This window comes from Pseudanabaena yagii GIHE-NHR1, assembly GCF_012863495.1.
GTDB lineage: Bacteria > Cyanobacteriota > Cyanobacteriia > Pseudanabaenales > Pseudanabaenaceae > Pseudanabaena > Pseudanabaena yagii.
Window position 1 is genome coordinate 3,220,164 of the sequence record NZ_JAAVJL010000001.1, and the last position, 19,674, is coordinate 3,239,837.

Below are 19,674 nucleotides of genomic sequence, written 5' to 3' on the forward strand. Positions count from 1 at the left end.
TTTATGGATATTAGCCTTGCCAAGTGGGATAGTCGGTATAGCCTTTTTCATCACCACCGTAGAAGGTATTGCGATCTGGCTTATTCAATGGCGCATTTGCTGCGAAACGTTCTACGAGATCGGGATTAGCGATGTAGAGACGACCAAAGGCAACGAGATCGGCAGAATCTGAGGCGATCGCTTGATTACCAGTTTCAAAGCTATAACCACCTGCGGTAATAATCGTGCCGTTATAAATAGGTCTGAAGAACTCTGCACCGAGATCGGGTTGATCTTCAGCAGAGCCAAACCCTTCGACTCTGGGTGCGACCAAATGCAAATAGGCAAGATTAAAGCGATTTAGTTTCTTCACAGCATAGCCAAAGATCGCGGCACGATTGGAATCATACATACTGTTGAATGTGCCACTAGGAGAGATTCTCACCCCAACGCGATCGCTACCCCATACATCTACTACTGCCTCGGTGACTTCCAATAATAGACGAGTGCGATTCTCTACTGAGCCGCCATAGATATCGGTACGAAGATTGGTGTTGTCTTGCAAGAATTGATCGAGGAGATAGCCATTAGCACTGTGAATCTCTACACCATCAAATCCTGCTTCTAGAGCATTCTTTGCACCAATGCGATATTGCTCGATGATTTGGGGAATTTCCTCTAGTTCCAAAGCGCGAGGTGTGACAAAGGGCTTCATCCCCGTATAGGTAGCGGCTTCACCTTCTGGGGCGATCGCTGATGGTGCAACGGGCAATTTGCCATCGGGCTGTAAATCTGGATGCGAGATTCTACCTACGTGCCAAAGTTGTAAGAAGATTTTGCCGCCCTTGGCATGGACCGCATCCGTGACTAGTTTCCAACCTGCAACCTGCTCAGGAGAATGAATGCCGGGGGTATTGGGATAGCCTAAGCCTTCGGGAGAAATCTGTGTAGCTTCAGTAATTAATAATCCTGCTGAAGCACGCTGTTCGTAATGTAATGCGTTTAATGCTGTCGGCACGTTACCAGCAGCAGCCCGATTGCGCGTTAAGGGAGCCATCACGATCCGATTAGGCAATGTATAACGACCTAGCTTAACTGAAGAGAGAAGAGGTGCGCTCATGGGTTTAATTGTTATGTAAGAAGGTTTGGATTTCTGATGTTCGATTATAGGCGAACAATAAAACTTTATGCAATAATGTAATGGTATCCTTTCTAAAATTTATTTCTTTTGAGATACTAAGCATGATGCACTGCACCAAGCTTAGTTCGTTATCAAAATGATTTGGATAGATTTGTTTAAAGTTGTCTGTGATGCGTCAATATCAACATCCCGATCGCGAAAATATTTCTCTCACTGGAGTGTTCTATGCCCTCAGCGATCCCACACGCCTCCAAATTGTGAAAATGCTAGCAACACAGGAAGAGATTACCTGCGGAGAATTCTGTTTGGAAATGAGCAAATCTACGCAGTCCCATCATTTCAAGGTATTGCGCGATATGGGAATTATGTATACACGCCTAGAAGGAACCCAGCATTACAATTCCCTCCGTCGCGAAGATTTAGATGCGCGTTTTCCCAACTTATTAGATGCTGTGTTGAATGGCATAAATTAAAAGCAGTGCTTAGCACTGCTTTTAATTTATCTGGCGGAACCACGATAGATGCGATCGGCTTGTTCGCGAGGCATCCATGAGGGTAAATCACCCGGGTTGTTGGTTGGTGTTTGAGGTGCAGTCTTTTGGTATGCCGATGGAATTGGCGGCGCATCGGTATGCACAAAATGTCCATTGTTGTCACTACTAGAATTAGCTAGCAGAGTTTGTGGCACTTCAAAATCATCGGTTTCAGGATTATAGGCAAGCACTTCTCCTGTTTCAATGTCATAGATCCAGCCATAAATTGCCATCTTGTTTTGATGCAACTTTGAGCGAATAACAGGATAAGTTTTCAGATTCTCAATCTGTGTAACTACATTCTCCGCCATTGTAATAGCCAGCAATTCCTCACCCTTGGTATCAGCGTAGTTTTCTTGAATTAGGCGACGGGTTGACTCAGCATGTTGTAGCCATTCATAGACTAGAGGCATCTCAGTTCTGAGTTTTTCCAGCTTCAATAAACCCTTCATCGCGCCACAGTTAGAATGTCCACAGATAATGACCTGCTCAATACCGAGGGCATGAATGGCATATTCGATCGCTGCACCTTCGCCACCATTGGCAGCACCAAAGGGCGGTACTAAGTTTCCTGCATTGCGGATTACAAATAGCTCACCGACACCTGACTGGGTAATTAGATGTGGCACGATCCGCGAATCGGAGCAAGTAATAAACAATACTCGCGGTTTTTGTCCTTCGGCGAGTTGTTCAAAAATTTCTTGGTTGGCAGGGAAGTAGGACGATTGAAACTTATGTAAACCCTTTAGTAGCTTTCTCATATACCAGTGTTGACTCAGGATGCAGCAATTTATTGCTTGCTTATTGTTATTTAGTTTATAGCGCTTTGCGCTCTCACTAAAACCAAGTCGATAATTTGTAAAGTCTAACCAAATACTCCCTTCCCACCGAAGAAATAGACATATAAAACCAAGAAACAGCGGTGCGGGGCGAAGCCCCGCACCGCTGTTTCTTGACTGGGAAAAGAGTAGGACTTCTCAAATTTTAAACTTGAGGAATCGTACACCACATTGATCGCGTTAATTGAAAGCCGAGTTTTACCGAGAGGCGATCGCCATTTAGTAAATGTTGGCGAGTCTTTTTTAAGATTTCTGAATTGGCACAATAGATTCTAGCTATTGCATACTTGCGGTTTGGTAGTAGCACACGCAAAAGTAAGATCGTGCCACTTGACCATGCGATCGTCCGAAATTTGGTATCTCTCTTGGGGGCAATCCATTGAAATTTTCTACCGCTAGCTTTTAAATATGCGCCAAAATCACTTAATGCTACAGGTATATTTGTCAACTTCAATTCCATTGCTTACTCTGAAAAATTTGCATCTTGATTCCTACAAAATATTTATTGATTTTGTCCTAAAAAACAATAGTTATTTAGCTGAGAAAAGCTCAATAAGGAAAGGTGGAGCCTTGCTCCGTCTTTCCTTATTTGGTTTATAGATAGTTAGGGGAAACATCAGCATTAAGCATCAGTGAAAAACTATGGCGTACGCGCAGCGTGCGTCATAGTTTTTTAGCTACTTAGTAGGTGATTTGCAAAGTGACAGAAGCATCAACTTTCTGCTCACCACCTAAAATCGGTACGGAATTAGCATCCTTTGCAAATGCTTGTAAACGTGATTGTGCAACTGGATAAGCGATCGCTGATTCACCAACATTAATTGTCTTGATAGTTTTGGCTGTAAAACCTAAAGCACCCAAAACCGTATTGGACTGAGTTTGAGCATCTTTCACCGCATCCTGAAGTGCTAGTTGCTTGGCAGCATTTAACTCCGCATCCGTAGCGATAAAGGTGATTTGCTCAATTTGATTTGCACCTGAGTTAACCGCCGCATCAAGGGTAGAACCTGCTTTATCAATGTCTACGACAAAGCTGACTGTAGTTTGTCCCGTAAATCCATCTTGACGTTGGCGATTGTTTTCATAGACATATTTAGGATTAAGTTGAATGCTCGTAGTTTGGAGCTTCTCTACGCCTAGTTGTTGTAGGCGCGAAACAATGCTATTTGCTTGACGACCAATTTCCTCTTGAACAGCGATCGCGGTTTTACCCTCGGCAGTTACTCCTAGTTGAATTCTCGCTTTGGTGGTTTTGACGGATCTTTCACCTCGACCTGTGACAGTGATAACGCGCTCATTTTTAATGGCTTGAATGCTTGCCGAATTTTCTTGGGCTTTTGCGGAAGGGGCAATGATTGCGATCGAGGGAACGCAAAAGGCAAGACTAAGAACGAATGTAGTTAAGTGACGCATAGGATTAACTCTCTTTTATTTTTTGATATTTTCATTTCTACTGTCTTTACGATATCACTCAAATAATAGAGAGTTCATCTGGTTGCACTTTCGGAAACAACAATATACAAGGTTCCCTTTTTTAACAAAATAAGCACGAAGTGCTTATTTTGTTAGATCTTGATATCACGGCGGGTAATGCGACCGTTAGGCGCATCAATGTAGCGAGGTAAAGTACTCTGATCGATAACCTTGAGCGTATCCATATCGTAGGTTGTATAGATCGTTTCCGCAGTTTCTAGCTTAATATCGATGACGGAAACAGTCCGATTTGGGGTAATGTCACCACTCAAAAGGCGGCGAGGTCCATCGCCTAAAACACCTGCATTCAGAAGCTCCAATTTCCCTTTATGGGCAGGATAATAGGCGTGATCATGTCCACTAATGTAGGTGTGAACGTTGTATTTCTCAAACAAAGCTCTTAAGCGATCGGCATCATCTAGATAATTACCTGGTGTCTCACGTCCCTTAGCAACCGCATAGAGGGGTAAATGCCCGATCGCAATGCGTAACTTCGCTTTTTGAGCAGCTTCACTCGCGAGACTTTTTTCTGCCCATTTCAACTGATCCGATGGAATCTCTGAGGTGGAGGCATCCCAAGTTAAAAAGAAAATATCATTTTGGGTAAATGTATAGTAGAAGGGAAATCCTGCGCGATCGACAAAGTTCAAATTCGCATCATGCTTGGGATCTTGCCAATATTTAAGCACAGCATTGCGATCGTTCTCAAAGGTTGACTTCCCTCCAAAGGATGAACCCGATGCGTCATGATTCCCAATCGTAAATCCAAAGGGAAGTTTCGCTTTACGAATTGGCGCAGCAATATGTTTATCAAAGCCTTGCCACATAGCTTCTATTTCCGAAGGTTTGAGACTATTGTCTTGCCCTGCCACCATATCGCCGCCACATAATACTAAGTCTGGTTCCCAAGCTGGCACAAAGACGATCGCCTGTTTGACCTGATCAATATAGTCAGTAGAGCCATAGGCACTATTAAGATCGCTAATCAGGACGATTCGCACATCGCCTCGCGCAGGGGCATATAGTCCTTTAGGTGCAGGATTTGGCGATCGCGCTACAGTTGATTTGGCGGGTTTAGGATTATTGGCTGTAGTTGCTTTAGGATCTGCGGGGGTGATCGCTTCAGGTTTACGACTCAAGATTCCTGAAACTGCCGCACCACCAACGCCACCACCAATTGCTAATCCACCTAATATCAATAACTGCCGCCGTTTGATTGCCATAGGAAATAAAATATCTACTTGCAGCAATATTTTATAGCGTTTATAGTGATCGCGGATATCGAGTGCAGCCCTTGCCGATTTACAGTGCTTTGTTCTCAAACCTAAACCAAGAAGAATTTTGAAAGCGTTGCTTTGCAACGCTTTCAAAATTCTTCTTGGTTTGTTTGATCGGTAATTGCTGGAGTAAGCAGTTTGATAGGGATTCTAGAGACCAAATAAATACAAAATCAATGGATTTACCTTTTGTCTATCATCCCAACTACGTCGCACCGATCGCTAATACCCATCGCTTCCCGATGGAGAAATTTCGCTTGCTTTACGAGATGCTCATTGCTGATGGAGTCGCCCGACCCGAGCACTTTTTTCGACCAGAATTACCAGATTTAGAAATCATCGCCTCAGTCCACGATCGCCAATATGTCGAGGCATACTGGCAAGGCACACTCGACCACAAAGCCCAACGCCGTATCGGTTTACCTTGGAGTTATGAACTTGCCTATCGGACGAGGATTGCTGTTGGTGGCACATTATTAACTGCCAGATTAGCATTAGCTCATGGTTTAGCCTGCAACACCGCAGGGGGAACTCATCACGCATTTGCGAATTATGGTTCAGGCTTTTGTATCTTTAATGATCTGGCGATCGCTTCGCGAGTATTGCTCAATGAGGGGCTAGTCAAAAAGATATTAATTGTCGATTTGGATGTGCATCAAGGTGATGGCACGGCGCTCATTTTTCAGGATGAGCCGAATGTATTCACTTTTTCTATGCATTGCCAGATTAACTTCCCTTCCGTTAAACAAATTAGCGATCGCGATGTTCCCTTACCTGAAGGGATGGAAGATGATGCTTATTTACGCACCCTTGCCAATCATTTACCCGATTTACTGAGTGAAATTCAGCCTGATCTGGTTCTCTATGATGCAGGAGTAGATCCACATATAGGCGATCGCTTAGGCAAATTAGCACTTACGGATTCGGGACTCTATCGGCGCGATATGCAGGTTTTAAGTACCTGTGTGTCCCAAGGTTTCCCTGTTGCCTGTGTGATTGGTGGTGGTTACTGCGAAGATATGCGATCGCTAGTTTATCGACATTCTCTTCTACATCGCGCCGCCAGTGATGTTTATCGCCAATATCGACTATAGCCCTTGCCGAAATGCTTTGAGTGCTGATTTTGGTTCTGCCATCAGTAAACAACGGGCAAGTAATTCCAAATCAAGCTGGGGTAAACATTCACTTTGGGCAATCGCCTCATAGCCATTGTCACGTAACCGATAGAGAGAAAATTTGCCATCTTCCCAAAACCATACTTCCTTGGTGTTAAAGCGACGGTAACGCTCTAATTTGGCGACATTACCACTGGTAAAAATCACTTCAATTGCCAAATCGCGATCGCTCACTTTATTACCAAAGCAAAAAGACAAATCTGGCTCTACACTTGCGCCTTTAGCTTCTGATTCCAACGTAGCGCTACCCGTAGGAATAAAATCGATATCCATTTCTGCAAAGTAAATTCCCAACAACATCGAGAGTAAATGCACGATGATTTCATGGGCAGCAGATGTGGTCATAATCTCGATAGTACCATCAAGATAGTTGAGATGGATATTACGTGAATCACCGATTAAAGCCGAAAGTGTCTTAAATTCTTTCCATGAGTATCTATTCGGAAAAACAAAGTGTTGAGCTTCCGTTTTGGGCTGATCTATTTCTATAGGTTTCGTTGATTCTTGAGCAATCACGATATTGTAAGGATAATAGTGACTATCGCAAATATAAGTGAAACTATAGCACAACCTCACATCAAGCAAGTTGGCTGAGCGCAGTCGAAGCCTATTTTTAAACTCTAGAAGAAAAACTATGGGCTTTGAGGATCGCCGCAACGAGAAAGGCATAGGAAACACCGCCGACGATCGCCAATAGCCAAAAACTGACTAAGGCACTGGTATTCCATAGGGCATGAAGCAAAGCGGAACTGAGATATCCAATTGTGAGAATTTGCCAACGGAGCGAAGGTTTCATTACGCTTAAACCGATGAAATAGCCGAAATAGCCGCTATATGCCATATGTCCTGCTACGGAACCAAGCACGCGGGGAATTAATAGCTGTAAACCCGTCAGTTCGGCAATCTCAGGGCTAAGCGCTTGATTCGCTACACTCTGGACAATACTGGGAACATATAAACCGAGAGTTTCGGTTAAGGTAAAGCCAACTGCGGAAGCTGCGCCAATTAAGATGCCATCCAAAGGTTCGCTAATACCAATACGTGATCGCCATTTCTTGCCCAATCGCAAACCCATAAACCAGAGCGAAAACACAGGTAATGCCTTGAGCAATTCCTCCATCATCCCTGCCCCAAAAAACATGGAAATCAAAACACTGACAAAACTCACCTGTCCCGTCGGCGCAGTTCCGGGGAGGACTTTATAGAAGAACCAGAGAAACAGATTTAAAATGGGGCTTCTGAGAATTATTGCGGTAAATATCGCTGCGCCTAAAATTATCCACCAAGGCTTATTCTTGCCGCAAAGTTGATAGACAAAATAATAGGCGGCGAGGCTGATATAGACAGAAATTGTGAGATTAAATAATTGCGGCTGCCCCAAAAAAGCAAACATCATCACCACAAATCCGACCGTTGCCATCCCCGGAAGGAGATAGGCTTTTTTCCATAGATCGTTCCCTGTTGAGAAAATTGGCAATAGTTTTGTCAGCGTAATGCTCGTAATTTGCGATCGCGGACGACGACTATAGTCTGTACCCACCGTGGTATCAGGGCTAGACTCTAGCTCAAAGATAAATTGGGGACCATCTTTGGTTAACTGGATGCGATCGCCATGTTGCAGAGCGTAACAGCCATATAGGCGGCGATCGTTGATAAATGTGCCATTGGCGCTATCGAGATCGCAAATTTCCCAACCCTGAAAATTTTTATTAGCTATGGGGCGAATCTCCGCATGGCGACGGGAAACTGCTCCATAAAGATTGATATTGATCGCGATGTCACAATTAGGATCGCGCCCTAGGGTAATGATGCGATCGCCTAAAGTCGCCACGATTTCAGCCCGATCAAAGCCTTGGCGATCGGCTGAAATTTCTTTGAGAAAGGCGATTGAGGTAAGGCGATCATACATAGCTTCATTTATATCATTAGTGCAGGTCATCGCCACAGGATACCCTTACTAAATGTGAACCTCGCTTCGCGAGGTTCACATAAGCACTAAATTAGAATTCTTTCTATATCTAAATCGGAAGCAGCATGGGCAAGTTGGGAAATATCGCTGAGATTCTCAATATAGGGCAGTATCCCCAATACAGGAACTGAAGTCAGTCGGGAAATCATCTGGGGTGGCGCAAGTTGCTCGATTTCTTCCTCTGTGTAGGTTTGTGAGCAACTCAGAACAATTCCGCGCAACTTCACCTTCTGCAAAGTTGCTAGAGCAACATTTGCGATCGCTTGAGAAATTGCACCCAATCGCACAGGCACAACTAAGATCGCATCCAGATGCCAATCTCGCGCCAAATCCGCCACAATATACTCATCAGTAATTGGCGAACCTAATCCACCCATTGCTTCCACTAGCAAACATTCCTTTTGCTGTTGCAATTTCTGGAACTGTTGCCAAATTAGTCCTAAATCGATCGCTTTCCCTTCCTTATAAGCAGCGATCGCAGGGGCAATGGGAGTCTCAAAATATAGGGGTGTAATCTCCGCAAGGGTTTGCGATAGGGAAAAAGTTTGATTATAAAATTCGCGATCGCCTTCTCCCGATTGCAAAGGCTTATAAATTCCGAGGGATGTACTGGGGGTATTCTGGGAAAAATTGCGATCGCGATAGGTTAACCAATAGGCGGCTAGGGCTGCGGTTAACACAGTCTTACCCACACCCGTATCACTACCAACAATCAATAAAGGTTTCGTCATTATGTTAGAAGTTCAAGTTTTTGAATATTGAAAAAGGGGCATAAGCCCCTTTTTGAGAATTTTGATCCAGATTTCCCCCCCTCTGTCCCCCCTTGAAAGGGGGAGGTAAAGATTTTTTCTTGAGGGCTAGGGAGGGGTAAAACCTAGAACCAAGTACGATCGCTAATGGCAGATTTCATCTTGCTAATGGCTTCATTGACAGAGATTGCACCAAGCTCACCATTTTTACGGCTACGGATACTCAAGGTTCCTGCTTCAACTTCCTTTGCACCGATCACTGCCATTACAGGCACTTTCTCCAGTTCGGCTTTACGGATTTGCTTAGCCATGCGATCGCCGCTATAGTCTAGCTGGACACGCAAACCTGCGGCTTTCATCTTGGTTGCAACTTCCTCAGCATATGCCATTTGACTGTCGGAGACGGCAATGAGCTTAGCTTGGACAGGTGCTAACCAGAGGGGGAAATCCCCTGCATAGTTCTCAATCAAGACACCTATGAAGCGCTCAACGGAACCAAACAAAGCACGGTGAATCATGATTGGTTGATGGCGCACACCATCTTCACCGACATACTCCATCTTGAAGCGATCGGGCAAATTGAAATCTAGCTGAATCGTTGAACATTGCCAACGGCGACCGATCGCATCTTCGATCTTGATATCAATTTTTGGACCGTAAAATGCGCCGCCACCTTCATCAACGACATAGTTCCAACCCTTATGATTGAGCGCTTGTTTGAGAGCTTCCGTAGATTTTTCCCAGATTGCATCGGAACCGACATATTTTTCAGGACGGGTGGAAAGATTGATCTCATAGTTCTCAAAACCAAAGGTGGAGAGAATCAATTCCGCAAGATTGAGAACACCGAGGATTTCCGATTCAATTTGTTCTTCGGTGCAGAAAATGTGAGCATCATCTTGGGTAAAGCCGCGCACGCGCATCAATCCGTGCATCGTTCCAGAGCGCTCGTAACGATAGACCGTTCCAAGCTCGGCGTAGCGAATGGGGAACTCTTTATAGGAATGGAGCGTATCTTTGTAAATCAGCACATGGAAAGGACAGTTCATCGGCTTTAGCTGATAAACCTGATGTTCCACTTCCATCGGCTGAAACATACTTTCGCGATAGAAGTCGTTATGTCCTGAGATTTTCCATAAATCCAAGTTTGCCATATGGGGCGTAGTTACCGCCTCATAGCCATTCTGAGCATGGGTCTCTTTCCAGAAGGTTTCGATGGTGTTACGGATAATCGCGCCTTTAGGATGCCAGAACACCAAACCACCACCAGCATCTTCTTGAATGCTGAATAGTTGCAAATCTTTACCGATGGTGCGGTGATCGCGACGTTTTGCTTCTTCGAGCATGGCATGGTAAGCCTGAAGTTGCTCAGGGTTTTCCCATGCCGTGCCGTAGATCCGTTGCAGCATCGGATTCTTTTCATCTCCACGCCAATATGCACCTGCAATGCTTTCGAGTGCAAAAGCATCGGGATGAATATCGCCAGTACTTTCGAGGTGAGGACCCGCGCACAAGTCCCACCAAGGTTGCTTTTCAAATTTCTCTGGATCACCGATGAAATAGCGGCTAATATTTTGCCCTTCGGGAATCGCAGCTAGCAACTCAATTTTGTAAGGCTCATTGAGTTTTTCGATTTCCGCTAGCATCTCAGGACGAGGCAATTCCTGACGCACAAGGGGTTGATTCCACTTGATGATCCGTTTCATTTCCTTAGCGATCGCTTTTAAGTCACTAGGAGCAAAAGGCTCTTTGCGATCGAAGTCGTAATAAAAGCCATTTTCAGTTGCAGGACCGATCGTCACCTTCGCATCGGGATATAACTTCTGGACTGCCATTGCCATCACATGGGAGCAAGTGTGGCGAATCCGCGCTAGTTTTTCGGTATCGGCTTGCCGCAGGATATCACTAGGTTTAATATCACTAGGTTTGCTTTCGCTGGGCTTTACTGCAACTGCATCCATAACTTGATGTCGTGACCTTTATTGATTACAAGAGTTACAAAAATTTTACTTAGAGTCTAACATCTTAGCTTTTTTATTGCATTAGAGGCTTAAATTAGATCTGATTCCTGAAATTTCGCATTAATTGCACAACGAGCCGCCGCCGCAAACAATGCACTATCTGCAAGAGATGACTCTAGATGGACTTTTATTTCATCGGCTAGCTCTTGTAGTTTTTGATTATGGGGATTTTCAATAGCTGAAACTAAAATTTTGTTTAGTTCACGTAAATCATTCAGCTTCTGTCGCCTAGATTCAACTAGATCTTCCGAGTTAAGATCTAAATAATCAATCGTAATTTGTCCCCTTTTATTTCCGTCAATTGCATAGGCATACTCAGCCCGAAAACCGATAAATTCTTCAGGATTCTCTTTCCCACAATCGATAAATAAGGGGATTTCTTTGGTAATCCGTTGGTTATGATTGGTTGCCCGTTTATTGGGGTCTTGTAGAGGAAATAGATTCTTCTTGTGTCTTGAATTGCAGTATGAACAGGAGAGATAAAGGTTTTCCCATTGATAGGCTAACCAGTAGTAAGCTGGATACTTTAAGGGTTCGCCTTGTGCCTGTCGATATGCTCCTTTAGGGCGAAAATGCTCTACATCGCCATTTTTACCAATGATCCTTTCGCAGAAGCAACATTTCTGATGCTGTGCTTTGATTAGGGCTTCTTTGACGCTTTCATGGGCATAGATGGAACTGGCAAAATTAAATTTTTCTTGGTTGGTTTCATAGGCGGATGGATTGAGAGAATATGCATCACAATGAGATTTACATTTTTGTTTGCCGTCTGTGGTTAGTTTCTTAGGTGCTGTTTTGGGTTTGTGAATCCGAATCACTCAACTGCCTCCGTCACAGGTTTGTCTAATAATTTGGCAGCACGACGGATGATGTCCATAGCTTTGATGTCTTCGGAAGTTTCAGCAGTGGGCAAAGTTCCGATTTGTGCTTCTAATTCTTTTAATTCAGCGCGATCGCTTGCAGTCAGTTTTGCTTTGGTGAGGAGTTCTTTGCGGCGTTGTAGTAAAGGCTCAATTTTCGCAGGTCTTGCTGATGGCATTTCAAAAACACTGGTCAGCACTTGATCAACTCGCCAATTGTCGATAATTTCTGGATTATTGATTATTTTAACTTGATCGCCTTCTCGTCTTAACAAAACAATATTGGCATCCTGTGCAGCTTGAACTACTAGTGGACTATGGGCGGTAACAATAAATTGCGTATTTGGGAAGCGATCGGTCAGAAATTGCATGATATCCCTTTGCCATTTTGGATGCATATGCAAGTCAATCTCATCAACCAAAACAATTGCTGGTTCGGCAAGTGGATCTTCGCTATCAGGATAACGCTCAAATAGTCTTACGGCTAGATCAACCATCCAAGAGATTGTCGTGCGATAGCCTAAGCCTAAACTAGATAAACGTACCCATCCAAAAGGTGTTAAAAATTTTGCTGTAGGAATATCTTGATATTCATCTATCTCAATACGGATGTCTTGTATATCTGGCAAAATTTGTTTTAGAATTTCGACAATCTGTTTAAGTCGCTTTTTTAGATGAGTTTTTCTTTTGCCAGAAGAAGATGATTTAACCGCATAATCAGTTTTTAGTAACCATTCTTCTGCATTAATAAGTAAAGCATCATCAGAAAAAAGACTAGCTGAATTGTCAGAGTTATTACTATCGCTTAGAGAAGTCCCTCCCATTTTCCTTGTTGCTCCATAGCCATAGCAGATTGCACCTTTGAATTCCCCTCTAGATTTTTCACATTCAGAATCAACAATAACTGAAACATAATCTTTTTGGAATTCAAGATTTTTAACTATCTTAAAAGAATTAAGAGTGATATTGCTAGCATAACTAACATTAATTGCAGGAATTGTTGCACCTCTATATGATTCATGTATGGCAATTCCTATCTCTTCCCAGATTTCTTCAAAGTTATAAGACTGCCAAAGCATAGGCTCAAAGTCTATTTCTACTTGTTTAAATTTTTCTACTCCATCTATTGCAATTGAATGCTCATATGATTCTGGTCTCATTTCCATACCAGCTAAGCAACGTAATAGCGTCGTTTTCCCAACTCCATTATTTCCTAAAATTACTGTCCACTGTGCGGGATGACCATCTTTATTCGATAAATTTAACGTTTGTCGTTCCTTGAAGCACAGGAGATCTTCTACTTCCATGGAAAGTAAATATACTGGAGGATCTTCATTTTTTGATGCCGTAGATTTACGTCTGGTTGTAGCTTTCTTGGGCTGATTAGTCATAACTTTGGGGCGAGAAACCCGATGCGCGAGCTAACTATCTAGATATTGTTATACTAACAGATGCTCGATCTAGCAGAAAATGATGATTGAAAAGAATGATTTTGGGCATTGGTTAGCTAATGTTGGGATGAGTTCTGAAATGCATATTTCATGCTAATAAAAAAGATGCAAACATGGCGATCGCGATTTAGCTGACCAATGCCTACAATTAGGGACTTGCGGATAAAAAATGTCCCACCAAAGTTATCTAGCTTCGACTTCGCTCAGCTAACGTTGGCTGAGCGGAGTCGAAGCCACAGTTACTTTAATTAATAGCAAGTCCCTTAGAGCAAAATCATGCCATATTGCAAATTGCTTAAAGAAGTCACATCAATGGCATTACCTCGAATATCCAGTCTTACTAAATTCTGGAGGTTCGCAATTTCTGGGGGCAAACTCGTAAGCTGATTGTAGGACAAATCGAGTTCGGTTATATTCGTGAGATTCCCAATTTCCGCAGGAATAGAAGTTAGTTGATTATTCCCAAGATAGAGATCGGTCAAATTGGTGAGATTACCAATTTCTTCGGGTAAACTGGTGAGTTGGTTTTTGCGTAAATCAAGTTCCGTTAAGCTCTTGAGATTACCAATTTCTATAGGCAAACTAGCGAGTTGGTTTTCACAGAGATCGAGCCATGTTAAGAACTTCAGCATTCCCATCTCTGATGGCAAATCCGTGAGTGCATTATTACTAATATCTAGTCTTACAAGATTAGATAAATATTTGATTTCGGGCGGTAATTGCGAGATGCGATTTTCTGCTAGATTGAGTACCGTCAAATTTTTGAGATACATGACCGCATCAGGAATTTTAGTCAACTGATTGCATTCCAAATGTAGCCAAGTTAGATGATGTAAATTCGCGATCGCATCGGGAAGCGTTGTCAATTGATTTTCGCTCAAATAAAGCCAAACCAAGTCGGCTAATTTCCCAATTGCTTCGGGAACTGCGGTCATTTGCAGTTCACTAAGGTAGAGAGAGTTGGATTCTGCAACTCTAGCCATCTCAATTGTCTCAAGGATAACCTGTTCGTTCATTGTGGGATTATGGTACGCAGAGTACAAATTGGTAACTGTGGGGTTACATACTACGCAGAGGGAGATCCCAGACATCCAGCAATTTTGTTTTTGCATGGATTTATGGGTGATTGCCATGAGTTTAAACAAGCGATCGCGGGGTTGTCTAAACAGTTTTATTGTGTGGCGATCGATCTAATGGGACATGGACAGACACACTTAATCGATCAAGCCCCTCAAGATGCAGTTATCGTTACCAAACAAGAGCATTACTACACAATACAAGCCAGCGCTTATCTTGTCATTGAATTTTTGGATTTTCTTCGCTTAGATTGCTGTTTCTTAATAGGTTACTCGATGGGCGGCAGGTTGGCTTTATATCTAACCATTCATTTTCCGCAATATTTTCATAAAGTAGTTTTAGAATCAGCCTCCGCAGGTTTAAGCACGGATACTGAAAGGAGCGATCGCTTAGCTAAAGATCAGCAACTCGCCGCTAAATTAGAAAGTGGTGATTTTAGGCAATTTCTAGAATATTGGTATCAACAGCCTATTTTTGCCTCGCTGCGATCGCATCCCCATTTTCCCGAATTATTAGAACAACGGCTCAATAACTCACCGTCTCAATTATCTAAATCTCTACGCAATCTTAGTACAGGGATGCAACCATCATTATGGGAGGATCTGCCTAAAATCGAAATTCCCTTACTTTTGCTAGCAGGAGAGTTAGATCCTAAGTTTGTCAAAATCAATCAACAAATGGAACAACTAACCAAAGGTTCCCAGTTAGAAATTGTGCCTAACTGCGGACACAATATCCATTTTGAGAATACCGAATTGTTTGTCGAAAAGATTCAAGCTTTTTTCTCAAAATAAAGGCGGCGCATTGCGCCGCCTTTATTTTGAGTTAGCTTCTTGCAGAAGCGATACTTTTTATGTCTGGACGAGTTGCAGGTGCAAAAAAGAGTGATTCAAAAGATGCGTCACGATTGCCTAGTGTTTCATAGAAGAAAAAGGAAAACCCATCAAAGGACATCTCACGAGCAACCTTGACCTGTCCCTTAATTTGACGCATATCGACATTTTGAATTCTTAAACCTGTCAAAATTCCCACAGCAACAGGAACTTTTTGGCGGATTTCCTGCCATTCAGGACGTTCTAACTCCCTCGTAAAGTTTTCGATATTATCTCGATATAGCTGGACAACTAACTCATCCACCAATCCTAAATAAACCCAGCTATACCAATCTTGGAGGTACTTTTTATAGGAAAAATCCTTAGGATTAGGAGATAAAGAAATTAGACAGTTAGGCTTGACTGCTCTCACAGCTTTAGCGATCTTTTGCATTAAGTTGCTGAGCTTACTAGCCCGCCATTTCATCCATTCAGGATCTTGAAAATCATCAGATGGCAACCTACCGAAATGCTCTTTTTTATATAAAGCGACCGTATAAGGATCGTAGCCAAGCTCTGATGGCATACCAAAATGATCGTCTAGTTGAATACCATCTAAGTCATATTTTTTGACGACTTCCACAATGAGATCTGTCAGAAATTTTTGGACTTCAGGATGGGCAGGGGTAAGCCAAACCAGTCGATGCTCGTTATTTTCGCCATGAACGAAAACTTGAGAGCCATCTTTGCGGTTGCTAACCCAGTCAGGATGTTGACGCATCAACTCCGAACCTTCCTCAGTCATTAATCCATATTCAAACCAAGGAATGACTGCAAAATTTTGCTCATGCCCCAATTCGATCACCTCGGCGAGCATATCGCGGTTTTGCAGGTCAGGGTTAGGATCAATCTCTACGCCAAAGGTTTTTTCTGCAACCTTGCTAGGATAGAGGGTATGTCCCCCATTCCAAACGGTGGGATAAAGGGTATTAAATTTTAAGCGCTTTAATCTGTTAATTGCCTGTTGAATGCGTTGTCTGGAAAATAAAACATCACTATCAACATTAGTGAGCCAGATGCCACGCAACTCGTTGTTATTGGTGGGTCGAATTGGAGTAATTGTTGGTTGCTCAATTGTGTTAATCGCAGCATCACTCGCAGGAGCGTTACTACTAACAGGAGTTTGAGCGATCGCCCAAAAAGGAAAATTGAGCATTAACGCGATCGCTAATCCTAAGAATGTCAAAATCAGAAAGCGTAATCGCGATCGCCAAAATACAAAATTAATTTTCCCCATAACAAATGAGCTAGGTAAGCTCTAACTCCTCACATTTAGGCTTCAATCTTTTGCAATTATAATTGTATAGCTTTGTATCGCTATTGTAAGCAAACTCAAAATATGAGTGGTGGAATTTATGCAGGCACTCATATTTTGAGTTCCATGTTCTAACTAACTCAAGCATTACTATAAAATCTGTTGAAGTTTGTATAGAATTTTTGAAAGCGTGGCTTTGCCACGCTTTCAAAAATTCTTAATTCACTGTAATTCTATGATGATAATTAGTTCATATCTATACATAGCCTGTTTAGTTTTTATGTAGTGCAGAGAAAATTTTGGAAATCTTGCAAAGCAAGATTTCCAAAATTTTCTCTGGGTTTTAAAGAAGTGCAAAGCGCTGATAGTTAAGCAATTTGCTAATTTTGCCAATAATAAAGTGACTTACAGAGTGGGTATATTCATTACTTTTTGGGAAATGAATAAGTAGCTTGATGCAATTAAATACAACACCCACAAAACTCTGTTATACGCACAGCCTACAAGTTTTTTATTAGGTTTCTTTGGTTTGAGGACCTAATAAACTGCGATTCATTTCCAAGATGGGGCATAGCAAATCAGCGATATGCTTCGGCAAAATCTGTCTGACCACATCCTGCATAATTAAATAAGTCACATTACAAGCTTCTTGAGCACCAAAAGCCTGCATGATTGTCTGAAACCAATATAAAAACTGTTGTCGCAAAAGATCAGGGTCATCTAATAAAACTGTCATCGCTGAATGGCGCAATACTCTTAAGGTATCCTGTTTCCATTTAACTTTCATATCCTCGCCCTTAAGTACCAGCAATTGAGGATGAGATGTTTGCAGCTTAGTAAACACAGCTTCGACGATCTGAGACTCTACCATTTTGATACTGTGATAAGCATTAACTCTGTCGTCAAAAGAGTTGATATAGGTATCCATAAACTGCAATTCATCATCGCTAGCATAGCGTCCATCAGAGTTTATTCCTAGTTGTTGCAGTTTGCTTAACATAGCTCAACGATACTTTTTGTGATGTTTGCTTATTGAGTGAAATAGCACGTTTAAGGCGATCGCGTCCAGTTAGTTTGCGTCACACAGCAAGAAAAACTTTATCTTGACCAAAACCAGAAAGTGCTATGTATAGTTTATATGCCTAATAGTTTGAAACAATCCGCCACTTTAAGCATTATGTCTAGCGATCGCAGATTTTTTGTTACGATCCAGATAAATTGATAAACATCTATGCGATCGTTCGCCGCAATATCCTGTCATGTTATCTGACAACGAACACATTGAAGGGCTATTCCCAGAAGCGGCACAAAACTGGGACCTAAATCGACTCTATGCCGATTTACAAGCTGCTAGTGGTAAGGAAATTAAACCATTTGAAAAAGCTTGTTTGCGGGGGTTACTCTGTCGCTATCGCCCAGGGCAGCTTGCCTTTAAATTGGCATGGACTTCGGGGGCTTTACGGGTGGAGTTAAATAAGGGGTTATATAGATCACTAGAAGCGATCGCCGATCAGCCTATTAATACTTTACGTTGGGAAAAAGTCCCTGAATGGCTAGAGGCAAAAGGTTATAAAACTCAACGTCAAACTCTGCATAGTACTACTAGCAGTTTGCAGCTTGATCAAGGATCTCACGAGCATCTAGGAAAAGATCCAGCAGTCAATGGCAAAAATTCAGCAGATTGGGGTGAAGCGCCTAATCTACCAACTTTCTATGGACGCACTGAAGATCTTGCCAAATTAGAACAGTGGCTTGTGCGCGATCGCTGTCATCTCTTGGCAATTTGTGGCATGGGTGGCATTGGCAAGACTGCCCTAGCGGTGAAGTTAGTTGAAAATATTCAATCACAGTTTGATTGCCTAATTTGGCGATCGCTACGAGGCGCACAGCCCACTGCTCAGTTAATTTCTGATCTGCTGCAATTTCTCAATCATTCTCAGCAAACAGGTAGTAGCATTTCCGATTTATTAGAGATTTTACGTCAGAAGCGTTGTTTAATTGTGCTGGATGACTTTGAGGCAACCCTCCAAGATGGGGAACTAGTAGGAGCCTATCGTCAAGGTTGTGAATTATATGCTGAATTGTTGCAGCGTGTGGGGGCGGAACGCCATCAAAGTTCTTTAATCCTGATTGGGCGCGAACAACCCAAAGAAATCTCGATGCACCAAGGGGAAGATCAACCAATTCGCTATTACAAAGTGAATGGATTACAGCGCCAAGGAGCCTTTGAGTTGCTAAGAGCCAGAGGCTTTAAAGGTTCTGAGAATGGATTAGATGCGCTGATTCAACAATATCGCGGCAATCCTTCGGCACTACGAATTGTGGCAGGTACAATTCAGGAACTCTTTAATGGGAATGTTTCAGAATTTCTCAAACAGACTGCTCTGGCGCTCGGTGATGTGTTACGCACATTGCTTTATCAACAGTTTGAGCGCCTCTCAAAATTAGAAAAAGATGTGTTGTATTGGCTAGCGATCAAGCATCGTCCAGTCTCTCTCTCTACCTTGCGCTCAGAGATGAATTTACAAGCCTCTGGTTCAGAACTAATTGATGCCCTTGAGTCATTACGGTGGCGATCGCTAATCGAGAAAATCAGCGAACAGGGAGAAGTCATGTTTTTGCTAGAGCCTGTGGTCTTAAAGTACGTCAGTCGTCAATTTGTGGAAGAGGTAAATAAAGAGATTACGGCGATCGCTATGCAGCAAAATCTTAAATCCATTAATTTATTGCAAAGTCACGTTTTAGTCGAAGATCGCGCCCCCGACTCGATTCGGGCGATGCAGATTCGGCTTGTTCTGAAACCAATTAAAGACAAACTAAATAAAGCGATCGCCAAAAACAATATTGAGCTAGATTCCCTAAGAGAGTTACTTGCTAGTCATCAACATACGAAACCAACAGAAGGAACAAGTTACACCGAAGTTAATCTCGCTCTAATCGGCTTATGGTGGTAGTTATAGGCAATCTCGCTGAATATCAATAGAGATAAGCGATCGCCTTAAT

At 42.6% G+C, this 19,674-nt stretch carries 18 protein-coding genes; 4 read left to right on the forward strand and 14 right to left on the reverse strand.

The genetic code is table 11. The annotated features are described in order from the left end of the window. Window positions 1-10: 10 nt before the first annotated feature. Window positions 11-1,099, reverse strand: a complete 1,089-nt coding sequence (locus HC246_RS14710; protein WP_169364033.1) for an alkene reductase — start codon at window positions 1,097-1,099, stop codon at window positions 11-13. A 191-nt stretch (window positions 1,100-1,290) separates the two neighbouring features. On the opposite strand from HC246_RS14710, the gene HC246_RS14715 reads away from it, so the two are divergent. Continuing rightward, window positions 1,291-1,593 (forward strand): ArsR/SmtB family transcription factor, encoded by a 303-nt coding sequence (locus HC246_RS14715; protein ID WP_169364609.1) that lies wholly within the window; start codon window positions 1,291-1,293, stop codon window positions 1,591-1,593. Window positions 1,594-1,619: 26 nt separating this feature from the next. On the opposite strand, the gene HC246_RS14720 is transcribed toward HC246_RS14715, so the two are convergent. The 4 genes from HC246_RS14720 to HC246_RS14735 form a co-directional block, all read right to left on the reverse strand. Further along, window positions 1,620-2,414: a carbonic anhydrase gene (locus HC246_RS14720; RefSeq protein WP_126386155.1), complete on the reverse strand. Its 795-nt coding sequence runs from the start codon at window positions 2,412-2,414 to the stop codon at window positions 1,620-1,622. Between the two features lie 223 nt (window positions 2,415-2,637). Then, window positions 2,638-2,952, reverse strand: coding sequence for a hypothetical protein (locus tag HC246_RS14725; RefSeq protein ID WP_169364034.1), 315 nt, complete (start codon window positions 2,950-2,952; stop codon window positions 2,638-2,640). 221 nt (window positions 2,953-3,173) lie between these two features. Then, a complete protein-coding gene (locus HC246_RS14730) occupies window positions 3,174-3,905 on the reverse strand; it encodes an SIMPL domain-containing protein (protein WP_169364035.1) in 732 nt (243 codons plus the stop codon). Window positions 3,906-4,057: 152 nt separating this feature from the next. Next, window positions 4,058-5,287, reverse strand: coding sequence for a metallophosphoesterase family protein (locus HC246_RS14735; protein ID WP_263972485.1), 1,230 nt, complete (start codon window positions 5,285-5,287; stop codon window positions 4,058-4,060). Window positions 5,288-5,418: 131 nt separating this feature from the next. Between HC246_RS14735 and HC246_RS14740 the strand changes: the two genes are divergently transcribed. Further along, a complete protein-coding gene (locus tag HC246_RS14740; RefSeq protein ID WP_169364036.1) occupies window positions 5,419-6,336 on the forward strand; it encodes a histone deacetylase family protein in 918 nt (305 codons plus the stop codon). Here HC246_RS14740 and HC246_RS14745 read toward each other — a convergent pair. From HC246_RS14745 to HC246_RS14775, 7 genes are all read right to left on the reverse strand, one after another. Further along, the gene (locus HC246_RS14745) at window positions 6,331-6,933 is read right to left on the reverse strand and encodes a Uma2 family endonuclease (RefSeq protein ID WP_211167716.1); all 603 of its coding nucleotides are present in this window, start codon (window positions 6,931-6,933) and stop codon (window positions 6,331-6,333) included. The two genes, HC246_RS14740 and HC246_RS14745, sit on opposite strands and share 6 nt — an antisense overlap. A 97-nt stretch (window positions 6,934-7,030) precedes the next feature. Then, a complete protein-coding gene (locus HC246_RS14750) occupies window positions 7,031-8,356 on the reverse strand; it encodes a PrsW family glutamic-type intramembrane protease (RefSeq protein WP_225902961.1) in 1,326 nt (441 codons plus the stop codon). Between the two features lie 56 nt (window positions 8,357-8,412). Next, entirely contained in the window at window positions 8,413-9,117 is a 705-nt protein-coding gene (bioD, locus tag HC246_RS14755) for a dethiobiotin synthase (protein ID WP_169364038.1), read from the reverse strand. 143 nt (window positions 9,118-9,260) lie between these two features. Beyond that, window positions 9,261-11,096, reverse strand: a complete 1,836-nt coding sequence (gene thrS / locus HC246_RS14760; RefSeq protein WP_169364039.1) for a threonine--tRNA ligase — start codon at window positions 11,094-11,096, stop codon at window positions 9,261-9,263. Window positions 11,097-11,185: 89 nt separating this feature from the next. Next, window positions 11,186-11,974, reverse strand: coding sequence for an HNH endonuclease family protein (locus HC246_RS14765; protein ID WP_169364040.1), 789 nt, complete (start codon window positions 11,972-11,974; stop codon window positions 11,186-11,188). Then, window positions 11,971-13,407: an AAA family ATPase gene (locus HC246_RS14770; RefSeq protein WP_169364041.1), complete on the reverse strand. Its 1,437-nt coding sequence runs from the start codon at window positions 13,405-13,407 to the stop codon at window positions 11,971-11,973. Before HC246_RS14770 ends, HC246_RS14765 begins: the two co-directional genes overlap by 4 nt. A 323-nt stretch (window positions 13,408-13,730) precedes the next feature. Further along, window positions 13,731-14,483 (reverse strand): leucine-rich repeat domain-containing protein, encoded by a 753-nt coding sequence (locus HC246_RS14775; RefSeq protein ID WP_169364042.1) that lies wholly within the window; start codon window positions 14,481-14,483, stop codon window positions 13,731-13,733. A gap of 9 nt (window positions 14,484-14,492) precedes the next feature. Between HC246_RS14775 and menH the strand changes: the two genes are divergently transcribed. Then, on the forward strand, window positions 14,493-15,338 hold the full coding sequence (gene menH / locus HC246_RS14780; protein ID WP_169364043.1) for a 2-succinyl-6-hydroxy-2,4-cyclohexadiene-1-carboxylate synthase: 846 nt from the start codon (window positions 14,493-14,495) through the stop codon (window positions 15,336-15,338). A gap of 31 nt (window positions 15,339-15,369) precedes the next feature. Here menH and HC246_RS14785 read toward each other — a convergent pair whose 3' ends face one another. Together HC246_RS14785 and HC246_RS14790 are read right to left on the reverse strand one after the other, a co-directional pair. Further along, window positions 15,370-16,653 (reverse strand): glycoside hydrolase family 10 protein, encoded by a 1,284-nt coding sequence (locus HC246_RS14785; protein ID WP_169364044.1) that lies wholly within the window; start codon window positions 16,651-16,653, stop codon window positions 15,370-15,372. A 532-nt stretch (window positions 16,654-17,185) separates the two neighbouring features. Continuing rightward, window positions 17,186-17,671: a globin family protein gene (locus HC246_RS14790; RefSeq protein WP_169364045.1), complete on the reverse strand. Its 486-nt coding sequence runs from the start codon at window positions 17,669-17,671 to the stop codon at window positions 17,186-17,188. 259 nt (window positions 17,672-17,930) lie between these two features. Between HC246_RS14790 and HC246_RS14795 the strand changes: the two genes are divergently transcribed. Further along, window positions 17,931-19,625, forward strand: a complete 1,695-nt coding sequence (locus HC246_RS14795; protein WP_169364046.1) for an NB-ARC domain-containing protein — start codon at window positions 17,931-17,933, stop codon at window positions 19,623-19,625. The last annotated feature ends 49 nt before the right edge of the window (window positions 19,626-19,674 follow it).

Excerpts from the sequence above, each read along its gene's own strand:
- HC246_RS14750 (WP_225902961.1), bottom strand. The coding sequence starts at position 8,356 with ATGACCTGCACTAATGATATAAATGAAGCTATGTATGATCGCCTTACC.
- HC246_RS14785 (WP_169364044.1), bottom strand. The coding sequence starts at position 16,653 with ATGGGGAAAATTAATTTTGTATTTTGGCGATCGCGATTACGCTTTCTG.
- HC246_RS14740 (WP_169364036.1), top strand. The coding sequence starts at position 5,419 with ATGGATTTACCTTTTGTCTATCATCCCAACTACGTCGCACCGATCGCT.
- HC246_RS14770 (WP_169364041.1), bottom strand. The coding sequence starts at position 13,407 with ATGACTAATCAGCCCAAGAAAGCTACAACCAGACGTAAATCTACGGCA.
- menH (WP_169364043.1), top strand. The coding sequence starts at position 14,493 with ATGGTACGCAGAGTACAAATTGGTAACTGTGGGGTTACATACTACGCA.
- HC246_RS14790 (WP_169364045.1), bottom strand. The coding sequence starts at position 17,671 with ATGTTAAGCAAACTGCAACAACTAGGAATAAACTCTGATGGACGCTAT.
- bioD (WP_169364038.1), bottom strand. The coding sequence starts at position 9,117 with ATGACGAAACCTTTATTGATTGTTGGTAGTGATACGGGTGTGGGTAAG.
- thrS (WP_169364039.1), bottom strand. The coding sequence starts at position 11,096 with ATGGATGCAGTTGCAGTAAAGCCCAGCGAAAGCAAACCTAGTGATATT.
- HC246_RS14795 (WP_169364046.1), top strand. The coding sequence starts at position 17,931 with ATGTTATCTGACAACGAACACATTGAAGGGCTATTCCCAGAAGCGGCA.
- HC246_RS14725 (WP_169364034.1), bottom strand. The coding sequence starts at position 2,952 with ATGGAATTGAAGTTGACAAATATACCTGTAGCATTAAGTGATTTTGGC.
- HC246_RS14730 (WP_169364035.1), bottom strand. The coding sequence starts at position 3,905 with ATGCGTCACTTAACTACATTCGTTCTTAGTCTTGCCTTTTGCGTTCCC.
- HC246_RS14715 (WP_169364609.1), top strand. The coding sequence starts at position 1,291 with ATGCGTCAATATCAACATCCCGATCGCGAAAATATTTCTCTCACTGGA.
- HC246_RS14710 (WP_169364033.1), bottom strand. The coding sequence starts at position 1,099 with ATGAGCGCACCTCTTCTCTCTTCAGTTAAGCTAGGTCGTTATACATTG.
- HC246_RS14720 (WP_126386155.1), bottom strand. The coding sequence starts at position 2,414 with ATGAGAAAGCTACTAAAGGGTTTACATAAGTTTCAATCGTCCTACTTC.
- HC246_RS14775 (WP_169364042.1), bottom strand. The coding sequence starts at position 14,483 with ATGAACGAACAGGTTATCCTTGAGACAATTGAGATGGCTAGAGTTGCA.